At 64.5% G+C, this 16,642-nt stretch carries 15 protein-coding genes and 1 tRNA gene; 12 read left to right on the top strand and 4 right to left on the bottom strand.

Features of this window, described 5'->3' with window-relative positions:
* Positions 1 to 226: 226 nt before the first annotated feature.
* The gene (locus ACFQ2S_RS16430; protein WP_386076093.1) at positions 227 to 1,006 is read right to left on the bottom strand and encodes an alpha/beta fold hydrolase; all 780 of its coding nucleotides are present in this window, start codon (positions 1,004 to 1,006) and stop codon (positions 227 to 229) included.
* A gap of 231 nt (positions 1,007 to 1,237) precedes the next feature.
* On the bottom strand, positions 1,238 to 2,161 hold the full coding sequence (locus ACFQ2S_RS16425; RefSeq protein ID WP_386076091.1) for a LysR family transcriptional regulator: 924 nt from the start codon (positions 2,159 to 2,161) through the stop codon (positions 1,238 to 1,240).
* 190 nt (positions 2,162 to 2,351) lie between these two features.
* Here ACFQ2S_RS16425 and ACFQ2S_RS16420 point away from each other — a divergent pair, with 190 nt between their 5' ends.
* Positions 2,352 to 3,155 (top strand): BKACE family enzyme, encoded by an 804-nt coding sequence (locus tag ACFQ2S_RS16420; protein ID WP_386076089.1) that lies wholly within the window; start codon positions 2,352 to 2,354, stop codon positions 3,153 to 3,155.
* Between the two features lie 173 nt (positions 3,156 to 3,328).
* Here the strand turns inward: ACFQ2S_RS16420 and ACFQ2S_RS16415 are convergent, their stop codons facing one another.
* Positions 3,329 to 4,270: a p-hydroxyphenylacetate 3-hydroxylase reductase component gene (locus ACFQ2S_RS16415; protein ID WP_386076087.1), complete on the bottom strand. Its 942-nt coding sequence runs from the start codon at positions 4,268 to 4,270 to the stop codon at positions 3,329 to 3,331.
* 57 nt (positions 4,271 to 4,327) lie between these two features.
* Positions 4,328 to 5,437 (bottom strand): LLM class flavin-dependent oxidoreductase, encoded by a 1,110-nt coding sequence (locus ACFQ2S_RS16410; RefSeq protein ID WP_386076085.1) that lies wholly within the window; start codon positions 5,435 to 5,437, stop codon positions 4,328 to 4,330.
* Positions 5,438 to 5,706: 269 nt separating this feature from the next.
* Here ACFQ2S_RS16410 and phnC point away from each other — a divergent pair, with 269 nt between their 5' ends.
* The 11 genes from phnC to ACFQ2S_RS16355 form a co-directional block, all read left to right on the top strand.
* A complete protein-coding gene (phnC, locus tag ACFQ2S_RS16405) occupies positions 5,707 to 6,528 on the top strand; it encodes a phosphonate ABC transporter ATP-binding protein (RefSeq protein ID WP_386076083.1) in 822 nt (273 codons plus the stop codon).
* Positions 6,525 to 7,331 carry a phosphonate ABC transporter, permease protein PhnE gene (gene phnE / locus ACFQ2S_RS16400; protein WP_386076081.1) on the top strand — a complete coding sequence of 269 codons (807 nt, stop codon included), beginning with the start codon at positions 6,525 to 6,527 and terminating at the stop codon, positions 7,329 to 7,331. The genes phnC and phnE (ACFQ2S_RS16400) overlap by 4 nt, the downstream gene beginning before the upstream one ends.
* Before the next feature lie 56 nt (positions 7,332 to 7,387).
* Entirely contained in the window at positions 7,388 to 8,140 is a 753-nt protein-coding gene (gene phnE, locus ACFQ2S_RS16395; protein WP_386076079.1) for a phosphonate ABC transporter, permease protein PhnE, read from the top strand.
* A gap of 102 nt (positions 8,141 to 8,242) precedes the next feature.
* Complete coding sequence (locus ACFQ2S_RS16390) at positions 8,243 to 9,091, top strand: substrate-binding domain-containing protein (RefSeq protein WP_386076077.1); 849 nt, start codon at positions 8,243 to 8,245, stop codon at positions 9,089 to 9,091.
* Positions 9,092 to 9,156: 65 nt separating this feature from the next.
* On the top strand, positions 9,157 to 10,518 hold the full coding sequence (locus tag ACFQ2S_RS16385) for a sensor histidine kinase (protein ID WP_386076075.1): 1,362 nt from the start codon (positions 9,157 to 9,159) through the stop codon (positions 10,516 to 10,518).
* A complete protein-coding gene (locus ACFQ2S_RS16380; protein ID WP_386076074.1) occupies positions 10,512 to 11,717 on the top strand; it encodes a sigma-54-dependent transcriptional regulator in 1,206 nt (401 codons plus the stop codon). Before ACFQ2S_RS16385 ends, ACFQ2S_RS16380 begins: the two co-directional genes overlap by 7 nt.
* Before the next feature lie 144 nt (positions 11,718 to 11,861).
* Complete coding sequence (locus ACFQ2S_RS16375; protein ID WP_386076072.1) at positions 11,862 to 12,389, top strand: arsenate reductase (azurin) small subunit; 528 nt, start codon at positions 11,862 to 11,864, stop codon at positions 12,387 to 12,389.
* A 12-nt stretch (positions 12,390 to 12,401) separates the two neighbouring features.
* The gene (locus tag ACFQ2S_RS16370; protein ID WP_386076070.1) at positions 12,402 to 14,867 is read left to right on the top strand and encodes an arsenate reductase (azurin) large subunit; all 2,466 of its coding nucleotides are present in this window, start codon (positions 12,402 to 12,404) and stop codon (positions 14,865 to 14,867) included.
* Between the two features lie 421 nt (positions 14,868 to 15,288).
* Positions 15,289 to 15,510, top strand: a complete 222-nt coding sequence (locus tag ACFQ2S_RS16365) for a hypothetical protein (RefSeq protein WP_386076069.1) — start codon at positions 15,289 to 15,291, stop codon at positions 15,508 to 15,510.
* A 597-nt stretch (positions 15,511 to 16,107) separates the two neighbouring features.
* Positions 16,108 to 16,197, top strand: a tRNA-Ser gene (locus ACFQ2S_RS16360).
* A 252-nt stretch (positions 16,198 to 16,449) separates the two neighbouring features.
* On the top strand, positions 16,450 to 16,642 hold a 193-nt coding region (locus ACFQ2S_RS16355; protein ID WP_386076067.1), incomplete at its 3' end, for a hypothetical protein.

Raw genomic sequence — 16,642 nt, 5'->3', positions numbered from 1 at the left:
TGTTCGCCATTCTCTGTCCTCCGTTTCCTAAACATAACGGTGGACCAGTTCAGATGGGGCACTCCAGGAGGCGATCGCCCTCTCCGCCGAGACCGGGCAGGCGGTGACCCTCGCGGATATCTGAGTGCCGTGACCGGCGTACCCGCCACCGGGCGCGGGGAATGATACAGATAAGGGGCGCTGCGCCGTCCGGGTCCGTCCCGGTTCGCGCAGCGCCCCTTTCGCGTCAGGCGTCGAGGCCGAGGAAGCCGAGGATGGCCGCGTTGAACCCGTCCGGACGGTCGAAGTTGACGATGTGCTTTGCTCCTTGCACCACGGCATATTCCGAGCCAGGGCAGGCTTGGGCCATGGCCAGCATCGCCTCGGGCGGGGCGGCCGCGTCCTCGGCGCCTGCGACGAAAAGGGTGGGCACGTTCAGCCCGCCAAGGTGCCGAAGGTAATCCAGCCCCATCAACGCATGGGCACAGCCGCGATACCCTTCGTCGGTGGTCTGAAGAAAGCTCTCACGCAGCGCGGCCTCCCGTTCAGGATGACTCTTGCGTGTCTCCTCGCCAAGCCACATGCCGACGGTGCCGTTCCAGACCGCTTTGATCCCGCCGTCCTCGAGCATCCCGAGACGGTTGTGCCAGTTCTGAACGAAGGGCGGCGGGGCGTCGGCGCGGGCGGCGCAGCAAACCAGGCGCTCGATCCGTCTCGGCGTTGCCAGTCCCAGCCCCAGGGCGGTCATCCCGCCAAGCGACAGGCCCATGACGCTGACCTTCTCCACGCCGTGGCTGTCGAGCAGCGCGAGCATGTCCGCCACGATATCGTCGAAGCTGTAGGGCGCAGGCGGGGTCGGGCTCCGGCCGTGGCCGCGCGTGTCGCAGCGGATCACCCGGTAGCGGGCTTCGAGCAGCGGCAATTGCGGCTCCCACATCGCCTGCGTTGCTCCAAGGCTGTTCAGCAGCAGCAGGACAGGCGCGCCTTCGCGGCCGGAAACGGTGGAATGTAGTGTCTGACTGGTCATGCTTAATCTGGCCTTCTGGTCTGGCTGCGCGAACGCGCGGTGTCTGGATCGGGAACAGGGCCGGTTCGCGGCAAGGCCGATCGGCGGAAATGATCCGCTTCGGCCACGACGACATCGCCTCCTGCCTCGAAGCTAAGGGCAAGACTGCAAGCAGCTGAAATAATATAAGATCGCGGGAGGCATCAGAAAACGTGATGGCCGAGGCGCCTGTGTCGGGAGATGGGCGCGGCGTTACCTGCGGCTGAAAGGTTCGATCTCGAGCGAAGAGTTGAGTTCTTCCTGAAGGATGTCCGCAAAGGCCTGGGCCGCTTCGCTGAGGGGGCGCTTGCGGGTTTCGATCCGCATGTAGTCCACCATCAGCGGCGGATCGGCGAGCGGCGCGACCTGACGCGGCCCGCCTTTCAGGTCCGGCAGGCACATGATGCCCGACAGGATCGTCACCCAGTCCGAGTTCGCCACCATGTCGAGCGTGCCATGCATGGTGTCGAGTTCCATCAGGTCGGTCACCTGGATCTGGTTCGCGGTGATATAGTTCTCGATCCGCCGCCGCCGGGCATTGCCCGGCCCGGGAAGCACGAGCTTCAGGGGCGACACATCCCGCAGCAGGACGCCGCTCTTCGTGAGCGGAAGCTCCCTGTCCGAACGGCAGACGAGGCATTCATGGTCGGTGCCCATCCGCTTCGAGATCAGGGCCTCGTCGAGCTCGACAAAGGCGGGCACGACGCCGAAATCCAGCCGGCCCTCCCGCACCTCCTGCAAGAGGGTGCCGGAATAGGATTCGGAGACCGACAGCCGGACCTCGGGGTATTCCGTGCCGAAACGCTTCAAGACGGCAGTAAGGACCGCACGGGTGAAGGTGGGCATCAGGCCGACATGCACATGCCCGACGACGGTCTTCGACAGGCTCTGAAGGCGCTCTTCGGCGACGCGAGCCGCGGCGAGCACCTTGACGGCTTCCTTGTAGAAGGCCCGCCCTACCTCGGTGGGTGTCACGCCGGAGGAACTGCGCTCGAACAGAGTCACGCCGTAGCGCTTCTCGATCTGGCTGACATGCATCGAAAGCCCGGACTGCGTGGCGTGAACCTTGTCCACCGCTGCCGAAAACGATCCCTGTTCATAAACGGCAACGAAGTAACGAAGTTGCTGCAGCTTCATTTGGCTATCCGATTTTCTTATGGCCTCTATCCCGTATTGTACTTATTTGTGAAGGGTCGGCATCGGATATTTTCGTCCTGCGACAAATTCAGGAGTGCGACATGGCTGCAAACCGCTGCATTGGGCGATCCATGCGAGCGCCTTCCGGGGTCTGCCCGACGGGCACCGTGGTCTTGGCGGGAGCGGCGCGATGACGCCGTTGCCCCGGTTGATGGTCGCGCCCAACGGCGCAAGGCGTGGCAAGGCCGATCACCCGGCGCTGCCGATCACCGACGACGAGATCGTGGAGACGGCCCAGGCTTGCCAGGGGGCGGGCGCGGACGGACTCCACGTGCACATCCGCGACGAGCGCGGCCGGCATCTGCTCGATGCCGGGCGATACCGTGCGCTGCTCGATCGCCTGGGCGATGCGGTGCCCGGCATGTATCTTCAGGTCACCTCCGAGGCCGCTGGGTGCTACGAGGCGGCGGAGCAACGCGCCATGATGCGAAAGCTCAAGCCCGCGCATGTCTCCGTCGGCCTGCGCGAGATGGTGCGCAAGCCGGAGGACTGGCCGGAAGCTCGGGATTTCTACCACTGGGCAAGGGACACCGGGGTCGAGATCCAGCATATCCTGTATTCGCCCCACGAGGTCGGCGCCTTTGCCGTCGCCTGCGCCAGCGGCCTGATCCCCGGAACAAGCCAGGCGGTGATCTTTGTCCAGGGCAGCTATGCCAACGGTTCGCGTGACAGCATCGCGCTGGGGGAATACCTGCAGCCGCTCTCGCGGGCCGGCGATGTCGCCTTCGACTGGATGGTCTGTGCCTTCGGCGCAGAGGAGACCGCCAGCCTGGTGCGTGCCGCCGAACTCGGTGGCAAGGCCCGGGTGGGTTTCGAGAACTCGCTGTGGAACGCCAATGGCGAGGTGGCGGTGGACAATGCCGCGCGGGTCCGCGAAGTCTTTGCCGCGTTGCAGGGTGTCGGACGGCCGGTCGTCAGCCAGCCGACCAATTGATCGCAGACTCAAAGCAGGCGGCGGCACGAGCATCCTCGGCCGCTGCCTTTTCTTTTGCGCTGAATGCAAGCTCGCTCCCCGAAACGGGCGCGGCCCGGCCGGGGAGAGGTCGGCCGGGCCGCAATCGGGCCAGTATCGGTCCCTGCGGTAAGGGACGGGGCAGGAGCCGTCCTTTACGGCCCGATGAGCTGACGTAGAACGCTGGTGAAGGTGTCGATCTCGTCGTCGCTGAAGCGTTCGAAGGTTTCCTGGGCGTGGGCTTCGGCAAGGTCCCAGCATTGATCTGCCTTGGCCTGCCCGGCGGCGGTCAGGCTGTAGCCGGACTCGCTCTTCTCGATAAGACCGGCGGCGAAGAGGTTCTGCAGCGCCACCCGCGCCTCGGTGATCGGGGTGTGCATGTGAACCACCAGCTGTTCGGCGGTGATGCTGGTCAGATCGTTCAGCACTAGCAGGGTGCGGGCCTCGAACAGGCTCAGGCCGAGGGTCTTGAGCTTGGGCTGGTACTGCTCCTGATAGGCGCGAACCGCGCGCAACATCAGGAAGAAGGTGTGATTGCCCATCCGTCCCCGGTCCAGGTCGGGCGAGGCGCGTTCTGCGGCCGGCGGGATGGTGTCGGGGTGGTTGAACACCACGGCATAGGAGCCCTGGTGGAAGCAGAGCGGCGAGCGGCCGAAATCGTCGAAGGCCAGCACCCGGCCGACGAAGATCCAGTGATCGCCCCCGTCGAGCTTGTCATAGGTCTCGCACTGGAACCGCCCGGCACAGTTGGGAAAGATCGGCGCACCGCCGATGCCTTCTTCCCAGTCGATGCCGGCGAACTTGTCTTTCTGCTGCCGCGCGAAGTGGTTCGACATCTCGAGCTGGTCGGAGGCCAGGATGTTGACGGCGAAATGCGTCGCGGATTCGAAGACCTCGCAGCTCCGCGCCTCCTTCATGCTGCTCCACAGGATCAGCGGCGGATCCATGGAGAGCGAGTTGAAGCTGCTGGCCGTAACGCCCACCTGCGTGCCATCCGGGGCCCGCGCGGTGATGATCGTCACCCCCGTCGCGAAGTTGCCAAGCGCCCGCCGAAACGCTTTCGGATCGATCTCGATTTGCTGCGTCATCATTGTCATCTCGTGTCTCCGGGGGCAGGGGGGCACCAGTGCAGTGCGACCGGACGGCCGCGCCGCTCAGGCCGCGACGGCGCTGGGCTCCGATTTCGTGGCCTCGGTCAGGATCGGCATCACCTTCTCGGCCATTATGATCATTCCCTTGCGGCCGAGATCGTAGTCGGCCCAGTCATGCCCGGCGTATATCAGGTGCCGGAAGGGGCCGGTTTCCTCGCGCAGGGCGAGGACCTGATCGGCGACCGAGGCCGGATCGCCGTGAATGACAAGCCGGTCGAGCACGTAGTCCAGCGTGACGTCGTCATCTGGCATGTTCTGATCCTCCTTGAAGAGGTTCAGCCGCCCGCCGGCCCGCATCTTTCGCAGGAGCTGGGAATAATAGAGCACGTAGGGGCTGCCGGCATCGCGCGCATAGGCCCGTGCGGTCTCCATGTCGTCGGCGACGCAGATGTTCTTGGCCACGCGCCAATCCCCGTAATCCGGAACTATCCCGGCCTTCTCGCAGCCCTCGACGTATTTCGGCCAATGGGTCGCCACCCATTTCGGCAGCAGGAAGTTGGCAGAGATCGGTTGCCAGCCGCGCTCGGCCATCGCCGCCACGCCCTTGGAGAACGGGGCCACGGCGGTGCCGACGATCGGGGGGTGCGGATCCTGGTAGGGCTTCATGATCTCGCCCTGGCCGATCTCCGGCATCATCGTGCGCTCGGTCGAGACCTTCCAGTACTTGCCCTCGAGGTTGTAGGGCGCCTGGCCGGCCCAGATGTCCAGCACCATGTTGATGCACTCGACGAACATCGCGTTGCGGTCCTGGTCGAGCGAACCGAAAGCCTCGGCGTCCGACATCAGCCCGCCCGGCGAGATGCCGAAGTTCAGCCGGCCTTCGAGCATGTGGTCCAGCATCGCCACCTCCGCCGCGATGCGGGCAGGGTGCGAATTGGGCATGTTCACGGTGCCGGTGCCAAGGCGGATGTTCTTCGTCTCGTAGGCGAGGCTCGACAGGAAAGCGACGGTCGAGGTGATGATCTCGGCCTGATCGGTCGTATGCTCGCCGCAATAGGCCTCGGCGAACCCGAGTTGGTCGGCCAGGAGAAAGGCTTCGCGGTCCTCGGCAAGGCTCTTCGCATAGGGCTTGCCCAGGGGATGAATCGGCATCGTGAAGAAAGACAGCTTCATTGGGGGCTCCTTGGCTTTCGAAAAAGTCTGGAACACTTGGGGCAGCCGAAAAACTGAAACTTTCTGATGTTTTCCATCGCCTTTTTTGATGGCGGTTCTGACCTGGCCGGCCGGCGGGGCAAGGTGTCGGGCCCGAAGTTCGCACGGTAGCTCCGATCCGTACGATCGATGAAGCCAACGGTTTGGAATACAGCTGCCAGTAATCGGCTGATCCCCACGACGGCAGGCGGGCTTGCGGCCCGCCTGTTCCCCTTTCCGAGGATATTGCCATGCTTCGACTGATCGGCCTGTCCAAGAGCTACAAGGCGGGCGACAAGGCCCTGAGCGATGTGTCGCTCGATGTTCCCAAGAGCCAGATCGTCGGCCTGATCGGCCCGTCAGGCGCCGGGAAATCCACGCTGATCCGTTGCATCAACCGGCTGGTCGAACCGACCGAGGGGGAAATTCGGCTCGGGGAGGTCGACCTCGTCAAACTCGGCACGGCCGAGCTGCGCCAGGCGCGCCGCCGCATCGGGATGATCTTTCAGGAATATGCGCTGGTCGAACGGCTGACGGTGATGGAAAACGTCCTGTCGGGCCGCCTCGGCTACGTGCCCTTCTGGCGCAGCTGGATGCGCTGCTACCCGCCGCAGGACATCCGCCGGGCCTATGAACTGCTCGACCGCGTCGGGCTGATGGAACATGCGGACAAGCGGGCGGACGCGCTCTCGGGCGGGCAGCGCCAGCGGGGCGGCATCGCGCGGGTGCTCGCGCAGGAGCCGGAGCTGCTTCGGGTCGACGAGCCCACGGCGAGCCCCGATCCCAATACCAGCCGCCAGATCATGCGCCTGCTTACCGAGATCTGCGCGGAGCGCGGCCTGCCTGCGATCGTGAACATCCATGACGTGCCGCTGGCGCAGCAATTCATGCAGCGCATCGTCGGCCTGCGGGCCGGTCGGGTCGTGTTCGACGGCGCACCGGACGCGCTGACGGAATCCGCCCTGACCGCGATCTATGGCGCGCAAGACTGGCACGCCATGCGCCAGGGCGACGAAGAGCAGGCAGATGCCGAGGCGGATACCGCGCGGCGGCTGGCCGAGGTGCCGGCATGACGGCGTCCTCCTATCCCGATACCTGGCGGCGTCCGCCACAGATCATCCGCGACCGCCGGTGGCGCCTTGCCCTGCAGCTCGGTGTGCTTGCCTACCTCGTGCTCGCCTTCGGCTCGATCGAGGTCAACTGGGTGCGGGTCCTCGACGGGCTGGAACGGGGACAGCGTTTCGTCATGGGGTTCCTGCAACCGGATTTCACCAGCCGCTGGAAGGATATCAGCCTGGGCCTGGCCGAGAGCCTCACCATGACGCTGACCTCGACGGTCGTGGGCGTGCTGATTTCCGTGCCGATCGGCATCGGGGCGGCGCGCAACATCGTTCCCCGCGCGGTCTATATGACCTGCCGGGCAATCATCGCCGTCAGCCGTTCCTTGCAGGAGGTGATCGTCGCGATCTTCCTCGTGGCGATGTTCGGCTTTGGGCCCTTTGCGGGGTTCCTCACGCTGAGCTTCGCCACCATTGGCTTCATCGCCAAGTTGCTGGCCGACGACATCGAAGAGGTCGATGCCTCGCAGGTCGAAGCGATCCGGGCCACCGGCGCATCCTGGGTGCAGATGCTCAATTACGGTGTCCAGCCGCAGGTGATGTCGCGGCTGATCGGGCTGTCGCTCTACCGGCTAGACATCAATTTCCGCGAAAGCGCGGTGATCGGGATCGTCGGGGCCGGCGGGATCGGCGCAACGCTGAACACCGCCATCGACCGGTACGAATACGACAGCGCCGGGGCCATCCTGCTGATCATCATCGGCATCGTCATGCTCGCGGAGTACGGCTCCAGCTACCTGCGAAAGTTCCTGCAATGAACGGCGTGACATCCTATTCTCAGGTCTAGACCTACCGGACCCCCCGCGCGCGCCTCATGCTCTGGGCCGGCTGGGTCGCACTGGTCGCCCTGTTTGTCTGGTGCTGGCGCATCATGACCGAAAACACCATCTGGGCCTTCGCGGCCGACGCCCCGCGCCAGGCGGCCGATATCGGCGCGCGGATGCTGCCGCCCGACTGGACCTATCTGCCCGAGCTCATGGAGCCGCTGTGGGACACGCTGAACACCGCCACGCTCGGCACATTGGGCGGGGTGATCATGGCGGTCCCGGTCGCGTTCCTTGCGGCGCGCAACACCACGCCGTCGCGCAGGTTCCTGCGCCCGGTTGCGCTGTTCGTCATCGTGGCCTCGCGGTCGATCAACTCGCTGATCTGGGCCCTGCTGCTCGTGGCGATCATCGGGCCGGGGCTGCTGGCCGGCATCGTGGCCATTGCCCTGCGGTCCATCGGCTTCGTCGGCAAACTACTCTACGAGGCCATCGAGGAAACCGATTCCCGACAGATCGAGGCGGTCACGGCAACGGTGGCCAGCCCGCCGCAGGTGCTGACCTACGGGATCGTGCCGCAGATCATGCCCGCGTTCTGGGGCATCTCGGTCTTCAGGTGGGACATCAACATCCGCGAGAGCACCATACTGGGGCTTGTCGGTGCGGGCGGGATCGGGCTCAAGATGAATGCCTCGCTCGCCGTCCTGGCCTGGGACCAGGTCGCAGTGATCCTGTTGCTGATCCTCGCGACCGTGGTGCTCAGCGAATGGGTCTCGGCCCGCATCCGGCACGGGATCATCTGATCCCTGCCGCTTTCTTGCGGAGCAATTCCTTTTCCGGGTCAGGACGGGATTGCAGGCTCGCCCCCGGCATCGCTACCATCCGATCCGTGGAGGAGCTGTCGGATGAACAGGAGAGGCTTTCTGGCCGGCGTCAGCGCGGGCATGGCACTCGCAAGCCCCGCCCTGGCCGGGCGAACGGTCCAGTTCCGGCTGGGGCTGACACCGGTCTTTCTGGACAATGACGCGGCGGTCATCGAGCGCATGCGATCGGCCCTGACCGACGCCATGGGCGCGCCGGTCGACCTGATCCAGCGCCGGACCTACCAGGAAATCACCGCCTCGATCCTCGACGGATCGGTGGATGCAGCCTGGATCTGCGGATACCCGTTTCTTCAGCACCGGGACAGGCTCGCCCTGCTTGGCGTGCCCCTCTGGCGCGGCCGGTCGCTCTATCAATCCTACCTGATCGTCGGTGACCAGGACGACGCTGCGGGACTGGAGGATCTCCGCGGACAGGTGCATGCCTTCTCGGATCCCGACAGCAATTCGGGATACCTCGTCACCGCGTCGGATCTTGCCCGCCTCGGCGAGACACCCGAAAGCTACTTTTCCCGCAGCGTCTTTACCTATGGCCATCGAAACGTCGTGCGCGCCGTCGCCGGGGGGCTGACCCGATCGGGTAGCGTGGATGGCTACGTCTGGGAGACACTGGCCGCGGTCGAACCGGCGCTGACCGGGCGAACACGGGTCGCCGCGAAATCGGAATGGTTGGGATTTCCACCCTTCGCTGCCCGTGCGGACAGGGCCGACACTTCCGAGATACGGCGGTTCGGAGAGGTGCTGCAGAGCCTCGGTAACCGCCCCACGGGACGGGAGGCTCTGAAACTTTTGTTCTTGGACGGGATAGTGGCGGCGGAACCATCGCTGTTCGACGGCATTGCGTTGCGCATGGCGACGGTATCGGAGCAGTGATGCGGCCTCCCCGGTTCGGAACCTGGCCTATCACGATCAGGGTTGCCCTGGCGTCGGCGGCGTTGATGGTCCTCTTTGGCCTTGTCGCATCGCAGCAGGTCCTGTCCACGCTGGGCAGGCTTCAGGACGCGCGGCTGCGGGAATACGCCCGCCTCCACCTCGATGGCCTTGCTGTGGCACTGGGACCCTTCGTGCTGCACAAGGATGTCTGGGAAGTCTATGACACACTCGACCGGGCCCGGGCCAATGCGTCCGGCGAGCGCATCCTGTTCACGGTCGTGGCCGACGAACGCGGACGCGTGCTGGCCGCCACCGATCCTCTTCGGGCACCGGTGGATTCGGCGGCGGCCGTCTATTCGGACAACAGCGTGCCGGTGGACGAGGTGACGTCGTCAAAGGGAACCAAGGTCGTGCGGGTTGCCGAGCCGCTATCCGTCCAGGGGCGCGAGGTCGGACAGATCATGACGGAACTGGACGTCACCGACTTGGTGGATCAGCGGCGCACCGCAACACTGGCGCTCCTCGCCGGAAATGCCCTCGCCACGCTGATCCTGGTTGTTGCCGGATATGCCGTCGTGGCCCGGATGCTGAAGCCGGTCGAGCTTCTGGCGCGGCACATGGGCGAATCCGGCGGCGCACCACAACCCATCCCCGAGGACTCGATCCCGCGATCGGAATCCCCCCTGTCGAAGTTGCTCTGGAACTTCAACGAAATGGCCGGCGCCATCGATGCCCGAGCCGAGGCGGAGCGGCGGCTGGCCGAACGGGAGCGGTTTGTAAGCCTTGGACGCCTCAGCTCCTCGCTGGCGCACGAGATCAACAACCCGCTCGGCGGTCTTCTCAATGCGACGGATACGATCCGCACTTATTCGGAGCGGCCGGACGTCGTGCGTAAATCCGCAGATCTGTTGGACCGGGGGTTGCGCCACCTGAGCGAGGTCAGCCGCGCCATTCTGGAGGAGAACCGCCTCGACCGGTCGGGGCAGCCGCTGTCCCAAACGGATTTCGACGATCTGCGTCTGTTGTTCGAGCCGGAAACACAGCGGTGCCGGCTGGAGCTCGGATGGACCGTCGACGCGGGTGACGAGACCCTTGCCGGCTTCCCGTCTGCAGCGGTCCGCCAGATTGCGCTCAACCTGCTTCTGAACGCAGCCTCGGCCGCGCCGACGGGGGGGAAGGTTGCGCTCAGCGTTCAGTCCAGGGACGACGGCCTGATGCTTGAGGTGATCGACGACGGGCCGGGCCTCAGCGAGACGGCGCGCAGCCGGTTGCTTTCTCCCGACCCGGTTGCACCCGGCGGCGGCGTCGGGTTGCGGCTCGTTCGCGATCTGGTCGCGGGCATGGGCGGCGCGATCACCTACGACCGGTCAACGGGACGCACGGAAATCGCGGTCAGCTTGCCGCGGGAAGAGAAAACGCAATGTTGACGGGGCGCTACATCGTGCTGATCGAGGACGACAGCGTCATGGGAAGTTCGATTGCCCAGCGACTCGAACTCGAGGGCGCAGAGGTGACCTGGGTGAAGCAGGCGGTTCGCGGCATTGCGGCGGTCCGGACCCCGCGCAAGACGGTCGATGCCGTTGTCTGCGACATCCGCCTGCCGGACGGAACCGGGGAGGAGGTGTTCGAAACCCTGTCCCGGTCGGTCGCCCCACCGCCCTTCCTGTTCATCACCGGGCAAGGGGAGATCGATCAGGCCGTGCGCCTGCTGCGGGCAGGCGGTGCGGATTACCTGACCAAGCCTTTCGACATGCGGGCCTTCCTGGGGCGACTTGTGCTGACGCTGCGCCCCGATCCAGACGGCGACCGGCCGCCCCAGACCGGCATCTCGCCACTCGCCCGCCAGATCGACATGCAGGTCGCCGACCTTGCACGTCACGACCGTCCCGTGCTGATCCGCGGTCAGCGAGGTCTGGGTAAGGCCCGAATCGCGCGGCGCATCCACGAACTTTCCAGCCGCCGAGCCGCGTCCTTTGTAACGGTCAATGCCCACGATGAACCATCGGGCCTGTCGGATGCGCTCGCCGCCGTTGCGGATGGCACCCTGTTCGTGAGCGGGTTGGAGCGACTGGACCGCGTGGAACAGGACCGCCTGATGGACGCCCTCAGGGCGCCGTCCTTTCGGCTCATCGCCTCTGGCTCAGCGGATTTCAGTGAAAGCGCAGACACCGGAAACGTTCGGTCGGACCTTGTCTATACGCTGCTGGCCCAGGAAATCGTCGTGCCGCCACTGTCGCAACGGACGGAGGACGCTGTCTGGCTGGCGGGGCAGATCTTTCAGTCGTTGAACGATCGGCGCTCGCGGCCGCTGCGCGGGATCTCGGAACTGGCGGAAAGGGCGCTCCGAGAGCATGACTGGCCGGGCAATGGTCGAGAGGTGAGATCCCGGATCCTGCGCGCGATCGACGTGGCCGAAGGCGACTGGATCTTTCCCACCGACATCTTCCCTGAACGCAATGCCGACACGCCCGAGATCCGCACCCTTGCCGAGGTCCGGGAGCATGCCGAGCGCGGGCAGATCCTGAAGGCGCTGGAGCAGACCGGCGGTCAGATCGCCGAGGCCGCGCGTCTTCTGGAAGTCTCCCGCACCACCTTGTGGGAAAAGATGCAGAAGCTGGGCCTGTGACCGAATGAGACGTTCGGAAATCCGAACGTCCGAAAAATCATAAAAATTCTAAACATCTAGGCGGTCACCGCTGACTACGTTCCAACCCAGTCCTGCCATATCATGGTCTCAGTTGCCGATATCGGCAGCAAAGGGAGGACACTCATGAAAAAGTGCAATCGTCTGGTCGAAGTCGGCCGGCGCCAGTTCCTGCGCGGCGGCGTCATGGGCGCGGCAGGGGCCGCGGCCGCAACCGTATTTCCGGCCCATCAGGCGCAGGCCCGCAGCCTCGCGCGGGTCGAGTACCCGGCAGACCGCCTCGCCAACGTGGCCGATCTTGTCGTCAACGAACCGATGGATATCACCTACCCGGATGAGGACAGCCCCGGGGTGCTTCTGAAACTCGGCACTGCGGTCCAGGGCGGCGTGGGTCCTGATGGCGACATCGTTGCCTATTCGGTGCTGTGTCCCCACAAGGGTTGGCTGCTGACCTACAACCCCGGCGACATGACGCTGAATTGTCCCGGCCATTTCTCGCGCTTCGATTGCGAGGCCGGCGGCCAACAGACCTGGGGGCATGCGACCCAGAACTTGCCGCAGTTCGAGCTCCGCGTCGATGACGGCGGAGATATCTATGCCGAGGGCGTGGACGAACTGATCTACGGACGCCTGTCCAACGTCATTGAAGCCTGAGGGGGAGAGACGATGGCCTACAAGAGATTTACAGACCGTCTGCCGATCATCCCCGCGGATGCGAAGGAGCACAATGTCACCTGCCACTACTGCATCGTCGGATGCGGCTACAAGGCCTACACCTGGCCACTGAACAAGCAGGGCGGCATGGAGGCGGACCAGAACAAGTTCGGTGTGAACCTCGCCGAGCAGCAGCCCATGGAGACCGAGGCCTGGTACGCGCCCTCGATGTACAACGTGGTCAAACAGGACGGCCGCGACGTGCATCTGGTGATCAAACCCGACAGCGACTGCGTGGTGAATTCCGGTCTTGGGTCGGTGCGCGGAGCCCGGATGGCCGAGAACCGCCGCTCGGACGTGACCGGCACCCAGCAGCAGCGGCTCACCGATCCGCTGGTCTGGCGCTATGGCACCTGGCAGCCGACGACATGGGACGACGCGCTCGACCTCGTCGCCCGGGTCACCGCGCGTTTCGTCGACCAGGAGAACGAGGATGACCTCTACGTCTCCATGTTCGATCACGGCGGCTCTGCCGGCGGCTACGAGAATACCTGGGGCACGGGAAAGCTCTATTTCGGCTCGATGAAGGTGAAGAACTGCCGCATCCACAATCGGCCGGCCTATAATTCCGAGGTGCATTCCTCGCGCGACATGGGCGTGGACGAGCTGAACTACGCTTACGAGGATTACACGCTGGCCGACACGATCATGATCGTCGGGGCGAACCCTCTGGAGACCCAGACCAACCTGTTTCTCAATCACATGATGCCGGGAATGCAGGGCGGTGCGAAGGTGATTATCGTCGACCCGAGGCGGACCGTGACGGTCAACGCCTGCGAGGAGGCGGCGGGTGCGGAAAACGTCCTGCACATCCAGCCGAACTCGGGCACGGACCTCGCGCTGCTCAACGCGATCCTCACCCATGTTGCTGATCAGGGATGGGTCGATCAGGCCTTCATCGACGCCTCCACGTTCCAGGGCGGGATCGCGGTAGCGGAGGACGAGGCGCATCCGGCTGCGCTCGGCTCGCTTGCGGATGCTCTTGTGGCAGTTCGCCTGTCGCCAGCGGAGGCAGCAGAGATCTGCGGAGTGCCCGAGGCCGACATCATCAAGGCCGCCGAGTGGTATGCGCAACCCGTCGACGACGGAAGCCGGCGCAAGTCGATCATCGCCTACGAGAAGGGCATCATCTGGGGCAACGACAACTACCGCACCATCGGCGCGCTGGTGAACCTCGGGCTCGCCACCGGAAACATTGGCCGCGAAGGCGGCGGCGTCTGCCGGCTCGGCGGGCATCAGGAGGGGTATTTCCGCCCGGGCGATGGGCATGTCGGACGGCCGGCTCCCTATTTCGATCAACTCCTGATCCAGGGCGGCGGCCGGGTGCACCACATCTGGGCCTGCGACCACTACAAGACCACGCTCAACGCCAGCGTCTTCAAGCGCGAATACAACAGGCGCACCAACATGGTGAAGGAGGCCATGGATGCCGCCGCCGGGGCCACGCGGGAGGAACTGGTCGATGCCATCGAAGGTGCGATCCGCGCTGGCGGGCTGTTCTCGGTCAATGTCGACATCATCCACAGCCAGATCGGCCAGGCGGCGCATGTCATCCTGCCGGCGGTCGAATCCGGCGAGATGAACCTGACCTCCATGAACGGCGAACGGCGGCTGCGGCTGGTCGAGAAGTACATGGACGGTCCCGGCCAGGCGATGCCGGACTGCCTGATTGCCGCGCGCCTCGCCAATCACATGGAGCGTGTGCTGATCGAAGAGGGCCGCGGGGAATACGCCGCGCAATTCGCGGGCTACGACTGGCAGACGGAGGAGGACGCCTTCATGGACGGCTACAACTCCGGCAACCCCGAGGTGACCTACGAGCGCCTGCGCGCCATGGGCAACAACGGCGTGCAGGAGCCGGTCGTCGGCTTCGCGAACGGTCAGCTCGTCGGAACGCCGCGCCTCTACACCGATGGCGTCTTCACCCGGCACGGGCGAGAGGACGGCAAGGCGCTGTTCTGCCTGGCCGGCTGGCGCGGGCTGGAGGCGCCGGGCAAGGCACAGCAGCAGGCGAACTACCGGTTCCTGATCAACAACGGCCGGTCGAATCTGAACTGGCAGAACTGGTTCCTCGATCAGGACAACGACTTCGTGATCGACCGCTTCCCCCTGCCCTTCATCCAGATCAACCCGGATGATGCGGGAGACCTGGGGCTGGCCAACGGCGACATGGTCGAGGTCTACAACGACGTTGGCGCCACCCAGGCGATGGTCTACCTCGAACCGACGGCGCGCCCGAACGAGACCTTCATGCTGTTTGGCGCGCCCTCGGGCACGCAAGGCAACGTGATCAACGGCGGGGTGAACGACCTGATCCTGCCAAACTACAAGCAGACATGGGCGAACATCCGCAAGATCGCGGACGCCAGCCCAGCAACATCGAAGCTCAGCTTCAAGTCGTGGGAAGTCGAGCTCTGATCGCCGACGCTGTTTAAGTCCGTGGCGCGCCGCACGGCACGTCACGGGCTGCCCCCTGATACCCCTCTCGAGATCGCGGGTTTCGCTCCGGCCTTCCTCCGAAGGTTGCCGATCTCGGTGATTGCACCGGTGTCCATTCCGACCGGCGATCCGAACCTTGTCCGGGCGGCTCAGGGACGGCCCTTGTTCAGTCTTCCGCGAGGTGATCTGGGACACGATGGCCTGATCGGGAACGGAGGGCACGGATGGTTGGAATTTTGGGACTTGTCGTGCTACGGCGATTCGGCAAGCGACGCTGCTCGGCGGTCGTGACGTTGATTTCCTTACGTCGTTCGAGGATGGCTTCAGCCTGTCCACAATAGACAGGCTTGGCATCAGGTTGCCGAGGCTTTCGCGCTGGCGGCGCTGGCGGTCGTGGTCGATGAAGGCCGCCACGGCGTCCTCGAGCGACCTGGGGCAGGTCGTGGTTTTCCCGGAGGCTGCGGCGCTTCCGCGTGTGGTGCGAGAGTTCGATTTGGCCTTGTTTCGGAGGGTGCCGGCGATCGCCGGGGATGTGTTCCGTGCCCTCCTCGGCAAGCTCTCCGGAGATGTGGCGGTGGCGCTCGGCTACTGCGTCAAGGAAACTGCCGTGATCCTCCCATAATAGGGGCAGCGGCGGCCCCGCAGGGCAGGCCGTCGGTCAGCGGATTCGGATTGTCTCTCTCCGGTCCGGATCGGCATCGTCGAGACAAAGTGTTTTCCGGACGCCGTCGGGACCGACACTTCAACGGATGTAGTGGCGCTTTTTCTTGAGGTGTGGAAGCGTGCGATCCCGGAGCGTCGGGGAAGGGCGCCGCGTTGCGCCTTTGCTCCGGAACAGCGCCACCACTGCTCCGGCCAGGGGGCTGAAAGTATCAAATCCGGTCCTCCTGCTCCGCGAGGAGGTCAGTTCGTCCGTATGCGGACAGGTACGGAGGGCTTTACGAAATACGAGAAAACGCCCCGATGGTGGAGGAATACGGGTGCTTTGCAGTCGGGAATCGTCCCCCTTTCTGTGACGTACTGCGCGGACTGATAGGGTTGGGATGCGCGCAGATTCCTGAGTTAGTGGAACTTGCAATCAGATTTCGTCGTCCAGAACTCACTTGAACCGGGTGCCTTTCGGTGCCATTTCAAGGGTTTGAAGCCTTGTCGGTGACTCATCGGCAAAAAGGAAATTTCGCCTTGTATATCCTTGGCTTGCACGGCTATACGGGTGGACGGAGACGTGGCCGAGTGGTCGAAGGCGCTCCCCTGCTAAGGGAGTAGACGGGAAACCGTCTCGTGGGTTCGAATCCCATCGTCTCCGCCACCGACAATCGTCTCGATTCCCCATGTCTATATCGCGCCGAATTGCGGCGTGTTTCCCGCCATTTAGGCGGTGCGCTCATGACCTGAGACGCACCTTTCCAGGCGGTGCTGTCAGACGGATTCGAACCGGTCTCAGGTCGGCTTCAAGGTGCTTAACTTTTGACGTCGCCATCGCCCATTGAAGCAGCTCCAACATATGCCCGACAGGCAAATTTTCGGCATCAGCACACCTAACATTCCGAGGAAATTGAACATGAAAAACCGTCCCCTGACATTCCTTCTTTGCACCACGATCGCGGCGTCGCCCGTTGGCGCAATCGCCCACGACGCAAACCATGCCGTCGTTCCTGCGGGCGTCGTCGGAGAGATCGAGACGACCAATGTCAAAATGAAGTTCGACAACGTGGTCATCCGCGGCGCGCAGGTCTTCAACGGTTGCGATGAAG

The organism is Tropicimonas aquimaris, from assembly GCF_042676185.1.
Classification (GTDB): Bacteria; Pseudomonadota; Alphaproteobacteria; order Rhodobacterales; family Rhodobacteraceae; genus Tropicimonas; species Tropicimonas aquimaris.
This window is presented reverse-complemented; position numbering and strand designations above follow the sequence as displayed.